The 24,144-nt window shown below is 34.3% G+C and carries 22 protein-coding genes and 1 tRNA gene; 6 read left to right on the plus strand and 17 right to left on the minus strand.

The window, feature by feature from the left end:
- Positions 1-62 precede the first annotated feature (62 nt).
- The 9 genes from FLV_RS19990 to FLV_RS01150 all read right to left on the minus strand — a co-directional run bounded on the left by FLV_RS19990 (position 63) and on the right by FLV_RS01150 (position 9,733).
- On the minus strand, positions 63-1,199 hold the full coding sequence (locus tag FLV_RS19990; RefSeq protein WP_243230180.1) for a helix-turn-helix domain-containing protein: 1,137 nt from the start codon (positions 1,197-1,199) through the stop codon (positions 63-65).
- Positions 1,200-1,630: 431 nt separating this feature from the next.
- On the minus strand, positions 1,631-1,729 hold the full coding sequence (locus tag FLV_RS01115) for an IS1 family transposase (RefSeq protein WP_243230181.1): 99 nt from the start codon (positions 1,727-1,729) through the stop codon (positions 1,631-1,633).
- 103 nt (positions 1,730-1,832) lie between these two features.
- Entirely contained in the window at positions 1,833-2,396 is a 564-nt protein-coding gene (locus FLV_RS01120; protein WP_243230183.1) for a biliverdin-producing heme oxygenase, read from the minus strand.
- 373 nt (positions 2,397-2,769) lie between these two features.
- Positions 2,770-3,702: a hypothetical protein gene (locus FLV_RS01125; protein WP_243230185.1), complete on the minus strand. Its 933-nt coding sequence runs from the start codon at positions 3,700-3,702 to the stop codon at positions 2,770-2,772.
- Positions 3,703-4,102: 400 nt separating this feature from the next.
- Positions 4,103-4,816, minus strand: a complete 714-nt coding sequence (locus tag FLV_RS01130) for a hypothetical protein (RefSeq protein ID WP_243230186.1) — start codon at positions 4,814-4,816, stop codon at positions 4,103-4,105.
- A gap of 57 nt (positions 4,817-4,873) precedes the next feature.
- A complete protein-coding gene (locus FLV_RS01135; protein ID WP_243230188.1) occupies positions 4,874-5,548 on the minus strand; it encodes a DUF5018 domain-containing protein in 675 nt (224 codons plus the stop codon).
- 145 nt (positions 5,549-5,693) lie between these two features.
- Positions 5,694-6,491 carry an HmuY family protein gene (locus tag FLV_RS01140; RefSeq protein WP_243230190.1) on the minus strand — a complete coding sequence of 266 codons (798 nt, stop codon included), beginning with the start codon at positions 6,489-6,491 and terminating at the stop codon, positions 5,694-5,696.
- A gap of 9 nt (positions 6,492-6,500) precedes the next feature.
- Entirely contained in the window at positions 6,501-7,214 is a 714-nt protein-coding gene (locus FLV_RS01145; protein ID WP_243230191.1) for an HmuY family protein, read from the minus strand.
- A 131-nt stretch (positions 7,215-7,345) separates the two neighbouring features.
- A complete protein-coding gene (locus FLV_RS01150) occupies positions 7,346-9,733 on the minus strand; it encodes a TonB-dependent receptor (protein ID WP_243230193.1) in 2,388 nt (795 codons plus the stop codon).
- A gap of 368 nt (positions 9,734-10,101) precedes the next feature.
- On the opposite strand from FLV_RS01150, the gene FLV_RS01155 reads away from it, so the two are divergent.
- From FLV_RS01155 to FLV_RS01165, 3 genes are read left to right on the plus strand one after another with little or no spacing between them, the layout of a single operon-like run.
- Positions 10,102-10,953, plus strand: coding sequence for a hemin ABC transporter substrate-binding protein (locus tag FLV_RS01155; protein WP_243230195.1), 852 nt, complete (start codon positions 10,102-10,104; stop codon positions 10,951-10,953).
- Positions 10,953-11,996: a FecCD family ABC transporter permease gene (locus tag FLV_RS01160; protein WP_243230197.1), complete on the plus strand. Its 1,044-nt coding sequence runs from the start codon at positions 10,953-10,955 to the stop codon at positions 11,994-11,996. Before FLV_RS01155 ends, FLV_RS01160 begins: the two co-directional genes overlap by 1 nt.
- 18 nt (positions 11,997-12,014) lie before the next feature.
- Positions 12,015-13,853, plus strand: coding sequence for a heme ABC transporter ATP-binding protein (locus tag FLV_RS01165; protein WP_243230198.1), 1,839 nt, complete (start codon positions 12,015-12,017; stop codon positions 13,851-13,853).
- 6 nt (positions 13,854-13,859) lie between these two features.
- Here the strand turns inward: FLV_RS01165 and FLV_RS01170 are convergent, their stop codons facing one another.
- From FLV_RS01170 to FLV_RS01185, 4 genes are all read right to left on the minus strand, one after another.
- Positions 13,860-14,837, minus strand: a complete 978-nt coding sequence (locus FLV_RS01170; RefSeq protein ID WP_243230199.1) for a helix-turn-helix transcriptional regulator — start codon at positions 14,835-14,837, stop codon at positions 13,860-13,862.
- Between the two features lie 541 nt (positions 14,838-15,378).
- A complete protein-coding gene (locus FLV_RS01175; protein WP_243230200.1) occupies positions 15,379-15,675 on the minus strand; it encodes a hypothetical protein in 297 nt (98 codons plus the stop codon).
- Complete coding sequence (locus FLV_RS01180; RefSeq protein ID WP_243230201.1) at positions 15,656-17,668, minus strand: histidinol-phosphatase; 2,013 nt, start codon at positions 17,666-17,668, stop codon at positions 15,656-15,658. The genes FLV_RS01175 and FLV_RS01180 overlap by 20 nt, the downstream gene beginning before the upstream one ends.
- A 361-nt stretch (positions 17,669-18,029) precedes the next feature.
- The gene (locus FLV_RS01185; RefSeq protein WP_243230202.1) at positions 18,030-18,443 is read right to left on the minus strand and encodes a helix-turn-helix domain-containing protein; all 414 of its coding nucleotides are present in this window, start codon (positions 18,441-18,443) and stop codon (positions 18,030-18,032) included.
- A gap of 178 nt (positions 18,444-18,621) precedes the next feature.
- Between FLV_RS01185 and FLV_RS01190 the strand changes: the two genes are divergently transcribed.
- A complete protein-coding gene (locus tag FLV_RS01190) occupies positions 18,622-19,161 on the plus strand; it encodes a hypothetical protein (protein ID WP_243230203.1) in 540 nt (179 codons plus the stop codon).
- 15 nt (positions 19,162-19,176) lie between these two features.
- Here the strand turns inward: FLV_RS01190 and FLV_RS01195 are convergent, their stop codons facing one another.
- The 4 genes from FLV_RS01195 to FLV_RS01210 all read right to left on the minus strand — a co-directional run bounded on the left by FLV_RS01195 (position 19,177) and on the right by FLV_RS01210 (position 21,265).
- Positions 19,177-19,710, minus strand: coding sequence for a hypothetical protein (locus tag FLV_RS01195; RefSeq protein ID WP_243230205.1), 534 nt, complete (start codon positions 19,708-19,710; stop codon positions 19,177-19,179).
- Positions 19,694-20,443: an ImmA/IrrE family metallo-endopeptidase gene (locus FLV_RS01200; RefSeq protein ID WP_243230207.1), complete on the minus strand. Its 750-nt coding sequence runs from the start codon at positions 20,441-20,443 to the stop codon at positions 19,694-19,696. Before FLV_RS01200 ends, FLV_RS01195 begins: the two co-directional genes overlap by 17 nt.
- On the minus strand, positions 20,430-20,768 hold the full coding sequence (locus tag FLV_RS01205; RefSeq protein ID WP_243230209.1) for a helix-turn-helix domain-containing protein: 339 nt from the start codon (positions 20,766-20,768) through the stop codon (positions 20,430-20,432). Before FLV_RS01205 ends, FLV_RS01200 begins: the two co-directional genes overlap by 14 nt.
- 424 nt (positions 20,769-21,192) lie before the next feature.
- A tRNA-Met gene (locus tag FLV_RS01210) sits at positions 21,193-21,265 on the minus strand.
- A gap of 117 nt (positions 21,266-21,382) precedes the next feature.
- On the opposite strand from FLV_RS01210, the gene era reads away from it, so the two are divergent.
- Positions 21,383-22,264, plus strand: coding sequence for a GTPase Era (gene era, locus FLV_RS01215; protein WP_031456731.1), 882 nt, complete (start codon positions 21,383-21,385; stop codon positions 22,262-22,264).
- A gap of 488 nt (positions 22,265-22,752) precedes the next feature.
- Positions 22,753-24,060, plus strand: a complete 1,308-nt coding sequence (gene der, locus FLV_RS01220; RefSeq protein ID WP_243230210.1) for a ribosome biogenesis GTPase Der — start codon at positions 22,753-22,755, stop codon at positions 24,058-24,060.
- The last annotated feature ends 84 nt before the right edge of the window (positions 24,061-24,144 follow it).

Genomic DNA, 24,144 nt, shown 5'->3' on the forward strand with positions numbered 1-24,144 from the left:
CAAAATTCATATAAGAAAAATTAGAAAAGGTCTCAAAAGCTTAAAAATGGATAAATTAATACCTATTTACTAGTGTTTTTATACTCATTAGGTGTTTGTCCTGTATGTTTTTTAAAGGCTTTGTAAAAAGTCGCTTTTGAAGTAAAGCCTGATTCGAGTCCCATTGCCAGCAAATTATAGTTTTCGTATTCAGTATTTGAGATCATTTCCTTAACCGCTTCAACTCGGTATTGATTAATGTAATTGGCAAAGTTATCTCCTGTTATGGCATTCATAATTTGCGAAAGATATCCTGGGCTTATACTTAGTTTTTCGGCTACTTTTTCTCTGTTTAATGTACTGTCGGTATAAATGTGCTGCTCTTTGCAAAGAAGTTCCAGTTTTTGAAAATAGAGATTATCTGCCGTTATTGATTGTCGATATTCTTCTACGTTATTATTTTCTATAATTTGTAGATGGGAAGAAGAAATAGCTAAATCATTGTTTAAAAAATTGAAAATAGCTTCCTTGTTTTTTGCCAATTTATATTTGTAAATACCAATATAAGCTGTCCAATGAATTATAAATGTTGCAGATAAACCAAGAACACTCATAATAGAAGAAACATCTAATTGGAAAAACCAGCCAACCATATAGGTAGTTAGCCAAAAAACTAACAGCATATACATGAAAGTCAATAAAGTAATGACCCATTTTTTTTCTTGAGGATCCTTTAAATATTTGATCATAAAATAGGAGTAAAGAGGCAGAAACAGGACGATGATAACGGCCAATAAAAACTGAATCATCCTAAGTATATTGATTAGATACATGTAGGACTCAGGAATTTTATAAATTCCTGCTACAATGTCAAGATAGACTCCAACAGTAAGAATACTGTTATAGACAAATGGAATGTAATACAAATAAGTTTTTTGTCTGTTTTTTACTGTATCATCAATGCGGTTTATGATAAACAGAAATGTGAAAACAGGTAATAGAAATACCCAATCGAAAGCGTCTATAAAAACTAATAAAGGATAGGATTTAAATACATCTTGAAGTTCGAAAACATGATTTAGTAAAATAATCGAAAGAGCAAATAGTAAGTATGCTAGATATTTATTTGAATTGCTATTGAATAAGGAAGATTTTAAAATAATGAAACCTAAAACTATTCCTTGAAAAACAGCAATATTTAAAAGTGTGGTATAAATCACGTTTTTTGTTACTAAGTTGTTTTTGGGATGTAATTCTAATGAGCCATTTTTAAAACATAGCTAATTTCATGCTAAATAACAGGACGAATTTATAGGAATACAAATGATTTTCTCAACAGATTAAGAAATGATTAACTAAAATCATGAAAGAATTATATGGTTTTTTGATTTATGAAAAGAAGAAGTATGATGGGAGTTGTTAATTGGTAAAACAAAAAGCTCCAGATTTCTCTGAAGCTTTACTTAGTAGCGGGAAGCATCGAAATATCTAACCAGTTTTTTGAGGATTATTATATGATCATTGATTATTACGTTTGCGTTTTAATTTAACTTCAAATAGGATCATAGTTTTTTTTAATAAAAGACTGACAAGGTTTTATAGGGTTATCTTATTGATTAATTTATTAAATGGAGTTTTTAAATAATTGTTTTTAAAAACTCAAACTCAAACCAGTAATAAGAACGACCAAACTTTTACTGAAGCAGATTGTCTTCCGGTTGAGCCTTTTCAGGTAAGTTCTAAGTGTCAATTTTTTTTCTTTTGATAATCATTGATGTTAAAACGTTTTTATTTATGTGGTTTTTATCAATAATAAACACTATAACCCATAAAAAATTTAATCCTTTTAGCTATTATGCCTGTACCGTTGAAGTTGTTTCGAATACTTCGCCAAATTTTTTAAAAGTTTCTCTGGCGGCATCTACCGCTTTTGCAATATCGGATTCTGTTTTTGGAAGAATGTTTAATGCTGCTGTAAACGAAGCCCATTTGAGTCCGGATTCAGAACCATAACCACTAAAGAAAGAAAATCCTTTTTCGATACCTTTCTTTTGTAGCATTTGTACAATGTACGGTCCACCCATAATGGAACCTTCTAATACATATAAAGCTCCCATTGCCTGTATAGCATCTTTTATTTCTGTTGCAGTAGCTGCCGGCAATTTGTCGATACTGCCACCGAGCTCTTCAATATCTGCTTTGATGTAGGATGAATTACGACGTTCGTTATAATCCGGTAATACAGTATTGATGTAAGGTGCGATTGCTTTTTCAACCGTATTAAAATAGGCATAAAAGCATTTTAGTAATTCTACATAATCTTCGTTATCATTGATATTCTTAATACGAAGTACAACTTTTTTCTCCGTTTCCTGATGACCTTCTTTTGTGGCCTCTTTAATTTGTGTGCTTAACATATTGATTTATTTTAATTTGTTTCTTAACTAGACCGCTGAGCGGATTTTTTTTTAGCCACAGATTAAAAAGATTCTAAAGATTTATTTATCTGTGTAAATCTATGTGATCTATGTTTTTTTAATCGCGGATTATGCAAATTTATTTAGAGCTTGTTTAAATTCATCAAAATTAATTTCCCCAAACCCTAAAGGGTGAAATTTTGATGAATTTTCAGGAAATTTTCCACCCTTTAGGGACGGGGAAAGAAAATTTCTTTTTCTTATAAATTCAAAAAGGCTCTTAATGAGTAATCGAATCTTTTTTATTCTGTGTTTTACATAACAGAAAACCACTATCTTAAAAAAATAGTGGTTTTATTTTTAACTTGTTTTTTTATTCTTTAACTATAATAAGTGTAGACCTCGATACTTGAGTTGCGTCTTCTTTTAAAGCAATGACGCTAGTGTAATTTCCAGCTGGCGTACCTACGGGCACTTTTAAAGTTACTGAATAGTCTGTACGTGATACAACTTCCAACTGATAACGTGTACCTGCACTTCCTATTGAAATAAAGAAATCTTTAAGGGTATCTAATTTTGTACCTCGGATGTTAAAATTACCACCTATTGTTGCAGTTGAACCATAAATATAAGTAGAAATTGCCGTTGTTGTAGGCTCAGTAATTGTAAAATTAAACCAGTTGGCTTCGGTAGCACTTCTTACAATATACTCACCATTTTTAATACGCAAGTCGTATTTACCTACGGGTACATTAGTAGGAAGGTAATAATACAATCCAGTATTCATAAAAGGATTTGAACCTTTACCATCACCAAAATAGGCAATATCACAATCGTATTCAGTAGTTTTATCGGCTGCTGAAACTAGATATACCCGGGTTTGTTCTAAATTAAACCATAGATTATCGATACTTGAGCCGGCAATACTATATACAAATGCTGAAGATCCTCCTATAGTTCCTCCTGTAGAAAATATCGCTGTTTTAGGCTGGGGCTGGCGAAAATCGACCTCTAGGGTATATTGTTTAGTAGTCCCTGCCTCAGAAGTTACCGTATATTTTTCACCAGTTTTAAAAGGGATTTCAACAGCAGCTTTAGGGCTTATTGCCGCTTTGTCTGACAATACGATCGTTGGAGTAATAGTTTCGGGCATGTCATGGTAGCTTACCCATAAAATCTTTATAGTATCATTTACTATGGCAGCCTGAATGGGTTGCTGGTCTTCAAATTCCTGTACGGTGAAGCTTTTTATATCCGCATCGCCTGATACATAGGTGGTATTGTATTCGGTATCGCAGGAGGTCATACATACTAGGGCTGTAATAGCTACAGTCATAAAGGAAAAAAAGTTATTTTTATATTGATTCTGTTTCATTTTATTTTTTTATAAAGAGTTATTTATTTTTTTAACATATAAGACATATAAGTTTTTTTTGCCTTTTATTCTAAAGTAAAATAGAAGTTCATTTAAGTTTTTTTAATCTTATCTTATATGACTTATATGGTTTAAAAAAAACTATATATGCTTTTACTAAACCGTAATCTAAATTTAAAACGGTTCTAAATTATCTGTTCAAAAAAAGAGGGCAGGCTTTTTTTATTATTTTTACAGCCTCAAACTAAAGCCTGTTATTTTTTAAACTATCGGACAGCGGTTTTTTATTAGACATTTTTGCCCGAACCGCCAGTTCGGGCATTTTTTTATACTATTTAATTTTAGTATAGGTATAACTTACTGTACCATAGAATGGTGATGACGTAAATGTAGGTACAATGTTAGTGACTTCTACAAGATAAGCTTCAGTTGCATTAACAGGATCTGTAATAGCTGTAGCTGATGTAGCAGATGGATCTTTCCAGATTACTATTTTCTTAGTAATGTTAAAAGCTGTTGACGCATAAGTATAATAGCCTAGCTTAAAATCATAAGTACCAACAGATCCAATAGCACCTACTACATTTTGAGGAACAATTACAGGAGTACAAGTAGGAGCATTACCTACATAATCTGAAATTGTATCATTCTTAACAGCAATTTCACTAGCGATAGTATCCCAACCGTCTTCACAGGCATAGCTAGGATCTACCACCCCAATATACCAGCCTGGTGTAAGCGGACGAATACCACTACCATACATTCCTTCAAATTGTACACTCACAGCACCTATTGATTTAGTTGTTTGTCCCCAAAAACAATAGTTTCCTGAAGAACCAGCCGTAACCTTATTAACAACTGCACTGTCTGATACTGAAACGCATAACTCCTCTGTTAACGCATTTGAAGCTAATTTAGCCTGACTGTTTAGAGTGGCTTGAGCAGACAAGGTACTGCCCTGTACCTCATCATCTGCTGAGTTTTGATCACATGAAACAAAGAACATAGCAGTCATTAATGATAATGTTAAAAATATTTTTTTCATAATTTTAAATTTATAATCAAACAATTATTAATAATGCCGCCCGATAGTTGTTAATTTTTATTTAAAAGTTACAGGATACATCATGGTTTTAACGATACCATAAGATTCTAACTGAAAGTAATATTCCGTTGTTTTGTCTTTAATGAACTCAATATAAGTTTCCGCTTTTTGATCGGTAACAAATAATAAAGACGTACTGGAACTATTTTCCTCTATCATAGAATAATTTGTCCATACCTTGTTACCCTCTTTATCCACAAGATAGAGCTTGGTTACGGCACTTGAAGGAAAAAAATTCTTCCCTGTAACTGTAATTAGATTATTTATTTTAGGCACAACGATTTCTCCTTTTGCATTTATCCCCAATTCCTTTAATGTTATATCAGGATACTGGATCACCACTTTTAGAGTATAATTAGCGCTAGTACCATCGGCTGCTTTTACCGTATATTCCAATGGTTTTTCGCTAAATACCGGTACTAATTCTTCAGCAGAAGGTGAAATAGTAGTACCCTGAGGTAACTCTATAGCCACTTCCATAAATCCTAGCTGGTAATAAGCCGGTAAATAAGCAGTAATGGTTTTAGCTTCATGATCTACTGCGCTATAGATAGCCTCTTTTTTTCCTGGATTTGTAATGCTATAACTAATGATTTTGTTTTTAGTCTGGTCGGTCGTTATTTCGGTAACGTCTTCTTCTTTAGTACAGCTTAATAAGCATATATTAGCCATTAGTAAGAATGTGCAATATTTTAATAATTTTTTCATTTACATGTTTTTATTTAGACTTGATAAAAATAATATTTATACTCCAAAAGAAAAGTTAATAATCTTTCAAAAAAACATAAAGTCTACTATTTTAAGGATTTTAATCAATTTATTTTTTAATTTCAAATTTGGTACTTCCTTTAGGAACCAATACGTACTCAAACGTAAAAAACATTTTAGGTGATTTTCTTGTATAATCTTCGCGCTTCAAAATATCTTTATAAACCGAGATCATTTTAATTTTAGCATAATCGCCTTTGGCAGTTTTAACAATAAGGGTACGGGCTGGAACCGTATTACCACTTTTTAATAACAAAGGTTCTCCCAAAGCATAAGCAATATGTGCATTATCATAAGCACCATCTCGTACAAATATACCGTCAAAATCATATAAGTACCAGCCTACTCCTCCTCCAAAATCACCAGCATCATCTGTACCATATATTCGATCACCAGTTTTAAATACAGCATCATTCGGAACATTAACAACCTCATCAAAAGCTTGTTCTACAATATAAATTCCACCTATTGCTGAATTTCCTGATCCTAAATTTCCTGTATTAGCACCATTATTCCCTGATAAAAAACTACTATACAGTCCGCTAAAACCCAAATCCCATCTAGAGGTTTTTCTATACTCACTTCCAACCGCTTTATTATCTACCAGACTGTAATATAAAACCGCCTTGTCTTCAAGCTCATTGCCATCAGCAAGGGTATAGCCAAAGTTTTCTGCCCTAAGTACTTTATAATAATTAGAGGTTGAAGAAGGAGTGTCATCAATAATTTCGACATCATCATCTTTAACAGGCTCATCGTCATTAGAGCAGGATGCTAAAAATAGCACACTGAGAAAAGACAACAGCAATGCCTTTAACAGCACCTTCTTTTTAAAATTGTTTTTCATATTCATAATTTATTTAGTTTTTAAATTTTTACTTCCGTCATTTTGTACAAAATACCTAAAGGTAAAATAGGGTGCAGGCCAGTTTAAATTAGTAACCGTGGGTGGATTTCCCTGATAGGCATTAATCAATTCCAACTTTGCATATTTTCCGTCAGGAAGGTGTATTACATAAGTTCTGTTTTTAATAGGAATCATAAGATGGGTATCAAGACTGTAGAAAAACCATCCGTTAGCAGCATCACTAAATGCCCAACCAATTTTATTGATTTCGCTGGCTGAAAATTCTTGGTCAGATGGTGCCTCGGTAACCTCTGCATACGGATTGTCTATTTTTACTACAGCACTGGTAGCAGAACCGCCATATCCCGGATTGTATTGATAACTTCCTTTATTAACATATACCTCACTGTTATACGGTCCTGTAAAAGCAATATCCCAGTCTTTAGTTTTTAAATATTGGGTAGAATCGGCTGCATTGCGAATCCATATTTGCTTTTTATCGCTAAAGCGAAAAAGAAAAGTATCAAAACCTTTTTTTGTTTTTCCATCTACTCCTTCGCCCATCGAACCGTTAGTATCTCCTGCCAAATCCCTGATTACGGTACTTTTTCCATCTTCAAGCCCTGCCGAAGTATCGCCATCTTCGTTGTTACTACAAGAAGTAATAACTAACGAAACCAGTAGTACCAACAATAAGTTGTACTTACTTAGAATTGTTTTCATTTTTCTCATTTCATTTTTCCTCTGTTTTATGGTGTTCCCACCTGATTATTAATTTGATTATTCGGTTATTTGTTGATTCGGTTATTCAATTATTTATAACTATTCACTTTTTACTATTCACCACTCACTATTTACTCTTTATAAAATCGGTATTTAAGTCCCAGTAAAACAACTCGTCCCGGTTGTCCCGGCATGAGCCTGTCTGTATAGTCCATAATGTTATCCGCCGTAAGCTGAATACTTAAGCGCTGTTTCATCAGTTTTTTTTCGATTCCCGCATTGACTAAAAAATGTCCGTCTACAAAAATGTCATACTGATCCAGAAAACGGTTATTATTGTTATCAACAAAACCATATTTTCCACGGTAATTCACTCTAACATTTGCGGTAAGGTCCCAAGGTGAATAATTGTAGGCTAAGCGAAGATTGGCCATATGGCGAGAACGATTTTCTATGCCGAAATAATCGGATAATTTTGATTTTCTAAATAAACCTGTGGCATTGTCACGAATAGAGGCATAAGCTCCGGTGCCTTTACTGATGCTGTCCATCACACCTCTGTCCTTGGCTACGAGATACTGGTAACCCGCACTAAGATCCAATCCCGAAAGTGGTTTTACAGATGCAGACATTTCTATTCCGGTATTGAATGATTTTGGTAAATTTTGGTAAGTATAAATATCTCTGATATTGGTTCCTGTAGCTACGCGAATGCTGTTAATTTGATTCGAAATAGTATGATAAAATGCATTAACATCAAGCTTGATATTCTTATTTGGGGTGTAAGTAAAACCACCATTGAATGAAAGGGATTTCTCTGCCTGCAGGTTTTTGTCAAGCTGATTGACTAAATAATCTCTTACTTCACTAATCTGACCGTTATTTTTCATTTCTTCCAGAGTTCCTCGCAAAACTTCTGTACCAATAACGAGATAATTAGCAACAGGATTCATAAATACCTGATAGCGCTGACGATAATCAGGAGTTTTAAAACCACTTCCTAAGGCTAATTTTAGGGTTAATTTTGGAATAACATGATATTGCAATCCCAGGCTCGGATTGAACTTTCCACCGTAATTGCTATTGTGGTCATAGCGAACCCCGCCAACAGCCTCAAACTTATCGGTTATTTTCCAGTCGCCCTGCAAATAGCCAAAACTACTCCACAGTCCGCCCGGGACGTTAAAATCCCGATTGTCCATTTGTTCTACATTGCCGCCTAATCCTCCGGTAAATTTCAAATTAGCTGTAGCAGAATAAGAAAACTGCTGTTCAAACCGATGCAAAGTCTGGGCAAATTTTTCGGCACTGGCTTGTGAACCACTTTCTTCCCAAAGTACACTCATATCTGATACGTATCGGGTCAAATAATAACGGCTCATACTTCTAAGACCATTATTAAAATTATGATCATAGGTAACGGAAAGATTAATGTCAGTGATATCCTGACTGTCTCCTGCAGAGTTTTGATTTTCGTTACTTCCAAAAATTTGCTTCATAAAAGATTTTCGAAGTGCATACCGGCCGGAAGCTCCTAAAGTTCCGTTTTCAGTAAGGCGATATCGCACCCGGCCTTGTAAAGTATAATCGTCATAGGGTGGGGCAGTAGTACCTCCGGATAAGAAATTTGGATCAGTATTGAAACCATCCGTTCGATAGTAATTAGCAGAAATATTTGCAGAGCCGCGTTGATGATGAAAAGGAGTTTCCCCTTCTAATGTTGCATCAGCGATATTTAGTGAACCATAACGAAAGGATGCTAAAGCCTGTGGTTGAAATGCGCCGTGGCGAGTCACAATATTAATTGCTCCTCCTAATGCTTCGCTTCCAAAAAGACAGGAAGATGCTCCTTTGATGATTTCGATTCGTTCGATATTACTAACACTAATTCTGGAAAGATCAAAATTGCCGCTGTTTCGTCCCACCATAGGCTGCCCGTCGATAAGAATCATAACATAATCGCTGCCAAAACCCTGCATCTGAACGCCTACTGCTCTTGCACCACCGCCAATCTCATTAACGACAGCAATACCTGTCTGTTCTTTTAGAATTTCATCCAGCCTACGACTTCCCATCTGGGCAATAGTCTCTTTAGTGATAACAGTAACAGGCATGGCACTACGCTGAATATCAAGTAAATTATCTACTTTAGTTTCCTTACCATAAACAATTACTTGCTGCAATGCATTTTCTTCTTCTTCTAAAGTAATTTTGATTGTGTTGTTTTTAGCTGCTTCAATCAGAATAGTATTTTGGTATGTTTTGAATCCAATGTTAGAAACAGCAATAGTGTACTCTCCTGCAATAATATCCCTGAACAAAAAGTCTCCTTTTTTGTCAGTACTTGCCTGATGCATATCAGGTTGCAAAACAAGGTTGGCACCAATAACAGGCGAACCGTTTTTATCCAGTATTTTTCCTGAAAGACTACCTCTCATTTCAATTTGGGCTTGTGTTATAATAGGAAATAGTAATAATAGTTGTAAAAGATAAATATGCTTTTTGGGTGTAATTTTCAATTTTAAGTATTTTGTTATTTGTATTGATTCTAAACAAGAATTGTTTTGCAATATTAGGCATAAGAGTCGGTAAGAGTCTTGTTCTATCCGTTTTTTCTTTTGTTCAATCTGTTTTAATTTTTGTTCAATCCGTTTTTTATTTAACCAAAAGCAGAAAATTTTAGTGAATTAATATTTTATAAATAAGGGATTTTTTGATTGTAAATCAGTTTATTGTGTTGTTTTTATTCGTCCTAATTAGCGGATTATGAATTTGTTCTATTCGTTTTTTAACAAATGTTTTTATTTGTATTTAGATTAATTAAATAGTTCTTTTGCACTGAAATGAATCAATGATTTGCTAAATAATCAGTTAAAAAACGTATAGAATGAAGATTAAAATTTGCAAAAATCAATTATTTGTAAGCCTATTTCTTTTTTGCTCATTACTTGTTTACAGCCAGCCTAAACGTATCATTACATTAGGAGGTGCGATCACCGAGACGGTTGCTGATCTGGGCTTTGAAAAACAAATTGTTGCTGTGGATGTTACCAGCGAACATTCTGAGAACATAAAAAAACTTCCTAAAGTAAGTAAGAACCGTTCCGTATCTGCTGAAGGATTAATGGCTTTTCGTCCTGATTTAATTATTGCTCCGCATGGAGATGTTCCTTATGGAGTTATTCAGTCGTTAAAAGGAGCAGGAATCAAATTTGTTGCAATCAAACAGGAATACTCTGTAAAAGGAGCCCTACAGTTTATTAGGGAATTGGGTGTCGCTCTTGGAGTAAAAGAAAAGGGAAATAAACTGGCTCTGGAAACCGGACAACGAATCAATAAAGCATTACAAACAGTAAAACTCAATAAAAAGAAACCTAAAGTACTCTTTATATATGCAAGGGGAACAGGCACAATGACTGTAGCCGGAAAAGGAAGCAACATGGATGCGATGATTGCACTTGCAGGAGGACGCAATGCGATACAGGAGTTTAACCGATACAAAACGTATAGTACAGAAGCACTCGTAAATGCGAATCCTGATGTATTGTTTCTATTCGATTTTGGAATGGAAAGTCTTGGCGGAAGCAGTGGATTGCTTAAAATGCCGGGAGTGGCGTACACCAATGCCGGAAAAAACAAAAGAATAGCAGCTATGGATGGACCTTTAATGATCAATTTTTCAACAAGGTTAGATCAGGCAATATTGGCACTGCACAAAGAATTTATAAAAGTTAAATAATGACAAATAAAAAAACACTCTATACAGGCTTAACTCTGGGACTTTTTATTGTTGTGGTATTTTCATTAGGCTTAGGAGCAATGAAAATTTCTGTTTTGGATGTTCTCACAATACTGGCAAATAAAATAGGGATTATTGACTTTAAAGTTAAAGATGATCTGGCAGAAAATGTGCTTCTGCATGTACGTCTCCCCAGAATAGTATTGGGAGTATTGGTGGGTGCAGCTTTAGGAATATCGGGTGCGGCGGTACAAGGTATTTTTCGAAATCCATTAGCCGAACCGGGTTTAATCGGAATTTCAGCAGGAGCTTCCTTATTCGCAGTTTTAATCATTGGAATGGAGTCTCTTTTGTTTGTTTCTTTAAGTGAACTATTAGGCTTCTACCTGCTTGCATTTGGTGCTTTTGCGGGGGCAGGATTAGCTGCAATGCTGGTATATCAATTTTCTAAAACAGAAGGAAAACCCAACGTGGCTACAATGCTTCTGGCAGGTATTGCAATAAATGCGCTGGCAGGTGCATTGACAGGATTACTGACTTATACAGCAGATGAACAGCAGCTTCGAACTATTACGTTTTGGATGCTCGGAAGTTTGGGCGGAGCCAATTGGGATATGATTATGGGTATTACTCCATTTATTTTAATTCCGGTATTTGTATTACCTGTTTATGGCAAAGGACTGAATTTATTTGCGATTGGTGAACATCAGACAGAGCAAATTGGCATGAACCCCGGAAAAATTAAAAACAGAGTGGTTATACTTTCTACGTTAGCCGTTGGAGCCTGTGTATCAGTTACAGGAATTATTGGTTTTGTAGGGTTGTTGGTACCGCATATTATTCGGTTAATAGCAGGAGCAGACCATCGATTGGTATTGCCTGCGTCTGCACTTTTGGGTGCATTGGTACTTACCGTGTCAGATATGCTGGCAAGAGTAGTGGTAGCTCCGGTTGAATTGCCAATTGGCGTAATTACTGCACTTTTGGGAGCGCCTGTATTCCTGTACATATTGTACAAAGACAAAAAGAAAATATTGCAATAATTACAATAAATAAAATTTATGTTACGAGTAGAATCTATTAGCTATAAAATCAATAACAGACATTTACTAAAAGACATTACGTTTAGTATTCGAAAAGGAGAAATGGTGGCTATATTAGGTGCTAATGGTGCCGGAAAATCTACACTGATGAAGATACTTTGTAGAGAAAAACAGCCTTCAGAAGGACGGGTAGTTTTTGATGCTAAGGATTTAAACGATTATTCGGCAAAAGAACTAGCGGGTAAACGAGCTACTTTGTACCAGCAAAATACAGTAAGTCTGGCATTTACTGTTGAGGAAATTGTATTGATGGGGCGTTATGGAAAAGAAACAGCTAATACTAATTTCGCCAATCAGTTTGCGCTGAAAGAAACTATGGAAATTTGCGGGATAAGTCATCTGGCAGATCGATCCATGCTAACGCTGTCTGGAGGAGAACAGCAACGAGTTCATCTGGCAAGAGTGCTGTCTCAGGTGTGGGATAACAAGGATGCCCTATTATTATTAGACGAACCTGTTTCGAATATGGATATGTTATACCAGCACCAAACTCTGGCAATAGCAAATGCATTGGCTAAAAAAGGTTTTATGGTAGTGTGTGTGTTACACGAAATTAATCTGGCAGCACAATACGCTGATCGTGTAATTATGCTCAAAGGAGGCAGAAAGTGGTGGGATGGCGCTCCGGAAGAAGTATTTACCAGCCGGAATATCTTTACTGCATTTGGCGTTCATACACAAGTACAAACGGATCCACGTACTTTAATCACGCAAGTAGTACCAAACGGCTTAAAGTTTGACGCAGCAGTATTCAACTCTAATTTGGCAGCGAATTATAACACACGTTCTCTTAAAGAACGATTTGTTTCGTACCGTGATGAATATCCTGCCAAATCGTTAGGACAAATAGCAGAAACTTTAGGAGTGACTGAAGCAGAATTGTTATTTTTAGGGCTAGGTGAAAACGTAATTTTGTTGCGTCCTGAGATGGAAACTATATTAGCACGAATAGAAGATTTAGGGTTGGTAAAAGGCGTGACGTATAATGAACACTGCAAAACAGAACGAATTGGCGTTTACAGAAACTTCTCAAAAGAAGAATATACAACGCTTTTTTTAGGAGAAGATATTGATCTTCGAATTTTTGCAGGAAGATGGAAATTTGCTTTGGCCGTAGAAGAAAAAGGAAAAGAAAGCCTGCAGTTTTTTGATACCAATGGAAATGCCGTACATCAAATTTACCTGACAGGCGGAAGCTACAGACAAGTCTACCTTGATTTGGTCAATGAGTTTAAACAAAAAGACCAGTCTGTTCCGGTAATAGAAAAAACAATCCGAAAGCAGATGCAGGAAAGGAGGGATGCCGAAATTGATATCAGTGATTTTCATCAGGCATGGAATAATATGCAGGATACGCATGACTTCTTTGGATTAGTAAAACGATTTGGATTAACACGTATGCAGGCATTACGACTTGCGCCACAAAATAGGGCAAGACAAGTAAGTTTGGAGTCTTTTCGTCGGACTATTTTACAATGTTCGAATGCTAAAATTCCTATTATGATGTTTACGGCTAATGAAGGCTGTGTACAAATTAATACAGGCCAATTAGCCAATGTGACTAGTAATGGCGAATGGTTGACTTTTTCAGAATTGTCCGGCGGAGAAACGAAACTGAATGAAGATGCCGTACATAGTGTATGGCATGTTGTGAAACCTACTGCAGACGGAGATGTAAATTCTCTGGAATTATACGGTGCAAATGGTAATATGGTGGTGCAGTTTTTTGGAGAACGAAAACCGGGTAAAACAGAATTAGAAAGTTGGAAAAAAGCAGTAACACATAATCAGGTTTAAAAAAGGTTAGACTTTAACCTCGCTTGGAGGCAATCCATAATAGCGTTTAAAAGCATTGGTAAAACTGGCCTGATGTTTAAAGCCAACCATTGTTCCTACTTCGTACATGTTATTTTTCTTTTCTTCGGTAATTAATCGTCGGGCTTCTACCATTCGCAGCCTAGTGACGAAATCATAAATGGTTGTGCCAAAGTATTTCTTAAAACCGGTTCGCATTTTAGATTCATTGATCAGTGCTGTTCTGGCTAACTCTTTTTGCGTTGGCGGATTCACATATTCTCTTTCTAGCAATTCACGTACGACTTCCAGTTTTTCGACATCTTCTTCATGTAGTTCTTCTTTGTCATTCTGAAGATACTGACCAAATTGCTCCAATTGATACATAATCAGCTCCATAATTCGGGTATCGATAAACATTCTTTTTAGAGGGCCTTCCTGTTTGCATTCCTTAATGCTGTTGATGGAATGACGCATTTCTGGTGTAACGTATAAATCGCCTTCCATAAAAGAAGTACTAACCCCTTTTTCCATCTCCCGGATAAAATCCTCATGTAAAGGAGAAGCAGCATCTACTAAATTGAAATAATAATCCTTAGATAGTACTACCAGAAAATAAATGTATTCTAATTCAGGTTTGATTTCATGCGACTCTTTGCCGGAAGGAATGTAACGAATATTATGATGGCTGTGCGCATAGCTACTTGCTTTGACTGCAGTGCCATTTTTCTCTTTGCTAAAAATAAACTGGCAGGCAATCGCATCCCCATCAACTTCGGATTCTATTTTTACGATTTCGCTAAAACTCATTTCAGAATGCAATAAAAACATACCGTTTGTAGACAACTGATAATTTTTCATGTCAATTGGAGTATGTTTAATACGTATCTGGCGTTCAGATAAACGATGTCCCGCCACATATTTCTCCGGAATTTCTTCCAGAAAAAGCCACTCATTATAATTTTCGATTCTTGCCCTTACTAACATTATTTTTATATTATGATGATAATACTGATAATGACAAATGTATTACTTTATTTATAAATATTCTAAATAAGAAAAATTTTAACGATAATTATTTTTAAGACTTACTCAATTCCATGTTGATAGTATAAAATTAGAAACATGTTATTTGTCGGGAGAAATAAACTAAACATAAAAAAAACTTCGGATTTCTCTAAAGTTTTGTCGTTGTAGCGAGAAGCATTTAATTATCTAACTACCTTATTGCAGATTACTATGAAATTTTTGCATTCTCATCTTAAAAATATAAATCAAGTGTTTCATTTTCTATCAAGGTTATTAGAAAAAATTGAAAAGCCTGAAAATCTATATTCTCAGGCTTTTTTGTGATTCGGAAAATATTTTGTCTAAATTTTAGTTTTAAAAAGAACGTTAGGTCGCTTCGCGACGTTGCTGGTCAAAGCGGACAGAGCTCTCTCTGCCAAAGATAATGTTTTCATGACTACAACTTCCGGCTACCAAGAAACCGGTAATGTCTCGAAACGGCGGTCATTGGCTGGCTTTGTTATTGATACTTCTCGATAGCTTCTCGATACACTGTTTCAACTTCATCGGTAAACCTTTCTTTATTGAGTAAAAAACTCGTGAATTTTTCAGATAGATGCTTGTAAATAATTTGGTGCGCTTTATTGCCTAGCAAACCCTCATTGTAAATGTCTAATTCAAATTCCTCATTAGTAGCATAATCTAGAAGTTTTAATAAATCATCTTTTTCGATTTGATCGATTTCTGTCCAATCTTCATTTTGATTTTTATCTTTTATAAAATAACCTTTGTTATCTTCAATCTTTAAGTATTTCATATGATCTAGTTTTTCGTTCGTAATAAGTTTCCTGCCCAGCTTCTAAGCAATTAAATAAAATATCCAAATTTTGAATTTGCTCTCCATCAATATTTTTTAATGTCTTACTCAATGGATGGCCAAAGTAAATTTTATATTCTACATTTCCATCCTTAATTATTTTCTGCGTATATAATAAATAATCGGGTTTGATAGATGCTCCAATTGTACTATTGTGAGTTACAACAATTACAGGTATTTCGCGTGATATTTCTTTGATAAGTTCATTTACTTCATTTTTTAGAAATATATTGTCAAATGATGATTCGGGCTCGTCTATCAATAATATGTCATGTTTTAAAGCATCACTTATTTCATGCAAAAGATTAAATTCAGAACGCTCTCCTCCAGACACCTCAAAACCATATTTGTTCAAAGTTTTATATTCAATATCAACAAAATATTTATAGTATTCAGTTTCTTCAAGTCCTACGGTTTTCAACGCAATTAGAAATTTATAGGGTTCGTTATAATTATTAAATGCGTCGCTAAAAGATAATTGTCTTTTACTTTTAGTCTTCATTTGACCAGCGCCGGTATATTTTCTCGTTCTAGCAACCACTCTAAAACCTCTTATTTCTTTGCTGTCAATTTCTTTTTCATTCTGCAACGCTTTTACCAAGGTTTTAAACTTTGAAGCTCTAACTTTATCCATTTGAATCTTAGTGAAATCTACGTCTTCTATTGCAGTTGTAGATGATCTAATCCTTAAATCACCTTTAATACGCTCAACTAAATCATTAGTCCAATTTTTCTTTAAGTTTTTTAAATAGATTTCATTATGATTTTCAATTAACTCAAGAATTAATGATTTTAATGTTTCATCCGAAATATGTTTGCTAACAATATTTTTATATTCTTTATTTTCAAGTAATAATTCAGCAGCCTTAATTAACTTCTTTAAATTCTCTAAATCATCAATTTCTAAATTTGATTCGTTATATAATTTACATTTTGAAAAAGCATCTAATTTATCATTCTCTGATGCATATTTTTTGAGCGAATCTACATATTTTTCAATGCTAATATTATTGCTTTTTATGTCAACTTCATTAATATCATATACAACATCTTTAAACTCTTTTAGATAATTTTCGGAAACAAGGCTGTGTCTTGTTGTTACAAGTTCTTTAAATTTTTCTTCATCGTTTTGAAGTAATGAGAATTGTTTTAAATATTTGATATTATCGAAACTGTGACTTATTTTATTTAAAGTGTAAGTTTTGCCAGTTGAGCGTTCACCAATTATGACATTTAAACCTGTGGATAAAATAACTCCATCATCAGTTGCCTGAAATGAATTATTACCTTCTTCTTTAGATAAAAATACTTTTGACTTGTCGAATAAACATCCTTTAATAGCCCTTAGCGTTGATTCTTCTGCATCTACATAGGTTTGTCTAGTGGGATAAATTGACATATCTTCAACGAAACGGCAATCACTAAAAATTACAGGAGTTAGTTTGTCTACTTCAGCAATACATGCTTTGAACTTTCTTAAACTTGTAACTTCACCTGCAAAAATATTTTCACCTAGTTTTTTTAATGTTTCTTCTTTAATGTTTGGTTTCTTATCATAATGAGGAATTAAAAGATATTTACTTAATAGAGGAAAAATTTCTATCAATTGTTCATATGTAATACTATCATTTTTCGTTTTGATTAAATCAGTGACTTTTTTACATTTAGAATTGAAATCATCGAGTTCTTCATTTTCAGAAATTAGGAGAATATGACCAGACTCCAAATCTATTTCGATTCCGGGAAAAACTTTTGCAGACACTTCTTTGGAAATCTCTTCAAATTGTGTTTTATCAAAAAGATTATGGTTAGTAATTGCTATACAATCAATTTCCAATTTCTCAACATATTCTTTAAGTGAATTTAAACTAAAGAAAAACGGATAATCGCTTATGGAAGCTACAGTGTGAATATGCAAATCAATTTTTTTCATTTTCTCTTTATTAGTTATTGTTCATTAGATAAGTGAAATTAGTATTTTATAAATACGAAACTTTACGGTTATCCGTAAATATTGATTTTTGTTGATACCATAGTCGTCGTCTGAAAGCTTGCCACTATGTCTGACAATACCCGATTGCTCGGATATGCTCAACGATAGCGCGGAAATTTTTTCCGTGCCGACAAAGAGACTCTATAAAGTATATAAAAGTAAAACCTCGCAATTTGTGAGGTTTTTTGATTACATCAAATTTATTTTAGTGTACTTATAAAATGCCTAACTGTTGTAAGTAGAGCCCAAGCAGTTCTCAGGCATGAGCAACGTCAGTAAATTATACTTTTAAAACAAGAGATTATTTACTAACCAATTTCTCAAGCCTAACCATCATTTCATCCTTCTCTTTCAGCATCCTTTCATACAACGCAATTTTTTCTTCATGAAGCTGTACAATTTTATCAATTGGATTAACAATAGAACTGACATGTCCAGAATTGTTACCAACAGCTATTGCTCCTTCATGAAAAGTATTCGAAATAATATTTATAGCCTGCTCCTCATCAAAATTCTGAAATGCTTCAACAGGAATTTTCAAAGAATTAGAAATCTGTTTTAGCAAACTAGCCTCAATAACATCTTTCTGCTCCAGCATAGAAATTTTCTTCTGGTTCCAGTCTTCACCCAGATCATAAGCCAGTGCTTCCTGTTTGATGCCAAGCATTTCTCTAAAACGTTTTACGTTTCTTCCCTGATGAATTTTCTGTTCCATAATGAATGTTAGTTTTCTAAAGGCTCAAAGATAAAGCCATCTGCATTAAAAAGTGTGAATTTCAAAGATAAAAAAATATCTGTAAAATATCCTTTTTGTAAGATAGTATATCTGCTTTTAGAATAGTTTATCCTTTTATAAGAGTAGAACTTCGCTTTTCAATTTTAAATCTTCCACTATGAAAAAGAATAAAATATCTTTTGAAACAAGGTTTTGGGCGGGGTTTGTGGCAGGAAATCCATTTGAGGCATTTGATGCTCTTTTTGACTTTGCACATCTCGATTATTATAAACAGTATTTAACTGAAGTGGTGCTTCACTGTTATAAAAGCAAAGTCTATAAGCAGGAGGATCCCAGCAATGTTTTTGTCTTTTATACTGGCATCAGCTCTTTTCTCAAAGTCTGCTATTCCTTAAAGGGAAAAAGTAAAAAATGGAAAGTAAAACAGTCAGCCCGATCAGAAGACGTATTTCATCTTTCTTCGCTGACAAAGGAAGAATTCGACAATCCTTTTTTGGTACTTCAAAATGCATTTGAAGAGAGAACACTACAGCAGTTTGAGTTTTTCTTATGTGAAATTATAGAGTATTCGCTCTCTTCTTATAATAACGATCCTGAAACCGACCTCGTGACACCTTACATTCATTTAATAAAAATGCTGGATGCCGGTGAATTAATTAAAAAGAGAGGTGTTGAGAGAATCAGCAAAACGGATTAGGCTGAAAAAGATTTTTTACTTTTTATTTTTATAGCTGAGATAATCAGTGATACTGTCTATATCATGTATAAGTTTACTTTTTTTGTCTTTTACCTCCTTTATAAATTCATTACATTGTTGTTCGCTCATAATATTAGAAGTGAAGGCATGCAGTAAGATATCCATTGTTGTTAAATAAACAATTCCATGTAAATCACAATAGTTTTTTATGTCTTTCAGATTACTGCTGGCGATAAAATCGTTTGTATGCTTAGCTACTGCTAAACATGCAGCTTCTCCATCGCCTAAACTCTTTTTTAGAAAACTATATTCTTTAATAATTTCAACATTTCGAGGCATCGGAATAATTGGAATTTTTGACCATGTGATAAAATTATCGATTGATGTTTTACTGCTCTTGTGTTTATCCAATTCCGCTTTAACTTTATCCAGTATAACAAATTGCTCTGGAAATATTTTAGCAAGCAGCAACTGTTGACCTGCCTTTACGAAATGGATGATAACATCGCAATCCAATAATATTTTTGTTTTACTAGATATCCTGGTCATCATCATCTATATTAGGAGCGTCAACATCGATTCCGATATCAAACATTAGGGAATGATAGTGACTTTCTGAAATTTTATCCCGATCAAACAATTCTTTTGCCCTACTACCATAGTTTCCTATAACATATGGATTTTTCTTTTCTGGAGATTCATATAATGCAGGTGAATAGCCATGTTCAATTGCGCTTTTCTTGATGTTTACTTTAAATTGACTATAGTCTCCACGCAACAAACCTATCTTATCCAGACGAATTAGCATAGCGGATCTGGATACCCCGAAATACTGTTCTAATTTGATAATTGTAGCCAATGAAATCTCTTTTCCCCAAGCTAATTCTTCTTCCGGAATCTGTTTCATAATTCCTGCTTCTGGCATTAATAAGTAAGAACTGAATATATCAGCATTATATTCCTCGCGATTTTTCTTGTCAAACTTTCCTGCATTACACATTTGAAAACTAAAACCTTCCTGAATAAAAAGATGGTATAATTCATGACCAATTGTAAAGTGTTGCCTGCCAATTGAATTATTGGTGTTTATCAACATGAAATTGCTGTTTTTTGTTTTCAATGCCATGCCTGAAAATTCACCATCAAGTGGTCGAAAATAAGTTAATACATCCAGAGATCGAAGCAGTTTTTCGAAATCTATAGTATTTTCATTTCCAATGCCGCAATGACGTCTAAATTTATTAGCTCTTACTTCAAGTATTTTATCATTAACCGTTATCATGCAAATTTTTAATCTTTAAATAGTTTTTTACAATTTTTCCAAAATCAGCCATTGCATCCATGTCATTATTATCCAAATCATTTTTTCTAAATGCAAAAACCACTTCCGCTAGTGCTTCATCAACATTGTCTACAAAAAAGACATCAAGATCAATTCCAAATAAATCGGATAATTTTTCTAATATTTCTAAAGGTACTTCTCTCTCATTATTTTCATAAAAACTGATCATTTCTCTTTTTATGCCAAGAAATTCAGCTACCTTATCTTGTGTATATCCATATTTATCCCGTAATCCTTTAATTATTAATCCAGTGGTTGTCTCCATAAATACATTTTTTTTGAAAAGGTGATGTAACTTTTATTGTTTGTAGAGTTTTAAATTCTGTTACAAATGTAGTTCTTTTTTATTAATTATTAAAAAATGTACAGATTCAATTCTGTATATCTGATTTTAGTGAGAGAATCAGCAAAACGGATTAGGCTGAAAAAGGAACGGAATAAATTATCCTGCAAGGAATCTGTATAGTTATTTTAGGACGAGTCATAGGACGAGTCAACCATATAGCAAAGCCATAGATAAAGCATAGATAGTGCATGAATAATGCATGAAAAAGAACCATTAAAATGATGCCGAAAAGACGAAAGTTTATGAAGTAATAAATTAGTCTTTTGACTTCGCTGCACATGACAACAATATGAGTTGTTATAAACAAAAAAAGCTCCAGATTTCTCTGAAGCTTTTATCTTTGTAGCGGGAACAGGACTCGAACCTGTGACCTTCGGGTTATGAGCCCGACGAGCTGCCTACTGCTCTATCCCGCGATGTTTCGGGTGCAAAGATACGCCCATTTTTGAGAAATCCAACGAAAACTTAAAAAAATGTTTTATTTTCTGTATTGAGTTGATATGACTACCTTTGCAGACTAAAATAATACACAAATGTCACATAAAGCAGGTTTTGTAAACATCATCGGGAATCCAAATGTTGGAAAATCAACACTAATGAATGCCTTCGTTGGAGAAAGATTATCCATTATTACCTCAAAAGCACAAACTACACGTCATAGAATTTTAGGAATCGTAAACGGAGAAGACTTTCAGTTGGTCTTGTCTGATACACCCGGAATCATCAAACCGGCTTACGAAATGCAGGAGTCGATGATGAACTTTGTAAAATCGGCTTTTGAAGATGCTGACATTTTGATTTACATGGTCGAAATAGGGGAGCAGGACTTAAAAGATGAAGCTTTCTTTAATAAAATCATTTACGCTAAAATTCCGGTTTTATTATTGTTGAATAAAATTGACAATTCAAACCAGGAGCAATTAGAAACGCAAGTGGCTTTTTGGAAAGAAAAAGTGCCAAATGCGGAGATTTTTCCAATCTCGGCTTTACAGAATTTTAATGTTCCGGAAGTTTTTGGAAGAATTATAGAATTATTGCCGGAATCACCAGCTTATTATCCAAAAGATCAGTTAACAGACAAACCGGAACGTTTCTTTGTAAACGAAACCATTCGTGAGAAAATCTTGTTGAACTACAGCAAAGAGATTCCGTATGCGGTTGAAATCGTAACCGAAGAGTTTTTTGAAGACGAAAAAATCATCAGAATCCGTTCTATAATCATGGTAGAGCGTGAAACTCAAAAAGGAATCATCATCGGTCATAAAGGTGCAGCACTGAAAAAAGTAGGCACTGATGCCCGTGCCGATTTAGAGAAATTCTTTGGAAAACAAATTCATATTGAACTAGTCGTGAAAGTGAATAAAAACTGGAGAAGTAACGCCAATATGCTGAAACGATTTGGGTATAATCAATAGGGTTTTAATTGTTTCAGGTTTCAGGTTTCAAGTTTCAGGTTTCAGGTTTCAGGTTTCAAGTTGAAATGCGAAATTAGAACGATTATGTTGCTTAAGGTTGTGTAATAAAAAGCGAAATGGTCTTTTGAAAACGATTGCCCTAGCCCTGATAGAAGTGGAAATCCTTTTGTGAAGCTTTAGCGAAACAAAAGATTGAAACGGATAGCAGGAAATAGCTCCTGAAAAAATAAAGAGTTTTCAATTTTTTGATTATACTTTCTGGGTTCTAAAACCTGAAACCTGAAACTTGAAACCTGAAACTTGAAACAAAAAACTTGAAACAAAAAACTTGAAACAAAAAACAATAAAATCTTAGGTACTCAGAAACTTAGTAGCTTAGCAACTTTTTTTAACTACCTTTGCAAAAAATTAAAATAAAGCATTTTGGATTACAAGTGATTAGGTTTTAAAATCTAAAATTTGGAATCTAAAATCTAAAATTCAAAAAAATGAATAACATTGTTGCGATAGTAGGAAGACCTAATGTGGGGAAATCAACCCTTTTTAATAGGCTGATACAAAGAAGAGAAGCTATTGTAGATTCGGTATCTGGGGTTACCCGTGATAGAAACTATGGTAAAAGCGAGTGGAATGGAAAAGAGTTTTCTGTCATTGATACCGGAGGATATGTTCGCGGATCTGATGACGTATTTGAAGGTGAAATCCGTAAACAGGTAGAACTTGCTATCGACGAAGCCGATGTTATTATTTTTGTAGTTGATGTAGAAGAAGGTATTACACCAATGGATGAAACGGTTGCAAAATTGTTGCGTAAAGTGACAAAACCGGTTTTATTGGCAGTAAACAAAGTAGATAACGCAATGCGTGAGAAAGACGCTGTAGAGTTTTATAACCTTGGATTAGGAGAATATTACACATTTGCAAGTATTTCAGGAAGTGGAACGGGAGATTTATTAGATGCTTTAATCGATGCATTTCCTGAAAAACCAGAAGTTGAGGTCAAGGAAGATTTACCTCGTTTTGCCGTTGTAGGACGTCCGAATGCTGGTAAATCCAGTTTTATTAACGCTTTAATTGGCCAGGATCGTTATATCGTAACCGATATTGCAGGAACGACCCGTGATGCTATTGATACGAAGTTTGACCGTTTTGGTTTCGAATTTAATTTGGTTGATACTGCGGGAATCCGTCGTAAAGCTAAGGTTAAGGAAGATTTAGAATTTTATTCTGTAATGCGTTCTGTAAGAGCGATTGAGCATGCAGATATCTGTATCTTGGTTATCGATGCAACCCGCGGATTTGAAGGTCAGGACCAGAGTATTTTCTGGCTGGCTGAGAAAAACCGTAAAGGGGTTGTAATTCTGGTAAACAAATGGGATTTAGTTGAAAAAGATACCATGTCGACTCGTGATTACGAAGAAAAAATCAAAAAAGAATTAATGCCTTTTACAGATGTGCCAATTTTGTTCGTTTCAGCTTTAACGAAACAACGTTTGTTGAAAGCACTGGAAGCTACAGTTCAGGTTTTTGAAAACAGAAAACAAAGGATTCCGACTTCAAAATTCAACGAATATATGTTGAAAGTGATTGAGGCGTATCCGCCGCCGGCAACAAAAGGAAAATATGTAAAAATTAAATATTGTATGCAGTTGCCAACAGATGTGCCTCAGTTTGTGTTTTTTGCCAACATGCCACAGTATGTAAAAGAACCTTACAAGCGTTATTTGGAAAATAAGATTAGAGAAAATTGGGACTTTGCAGGAGTGCCAATAGACATTTACATCAGAGAAAAATAAAAATTTGAAAGTCCCGTTTTGGGACTTTTTTTTATGTCTTTTTTTAATTGAAAATACATTTGGTTTTACGAAATGGCATCATAT

Origin of the sequence: Flavobacterium pectinovorum, assembly GCF_022802975.1 — a bacterium.
Lineage (GTDB): Bacteria > Bacteroidota > Bacteroidia > Flavobacteriales > Flavobacteriaceae > Flavobacterium > Flavobacterium pectinovorum_B.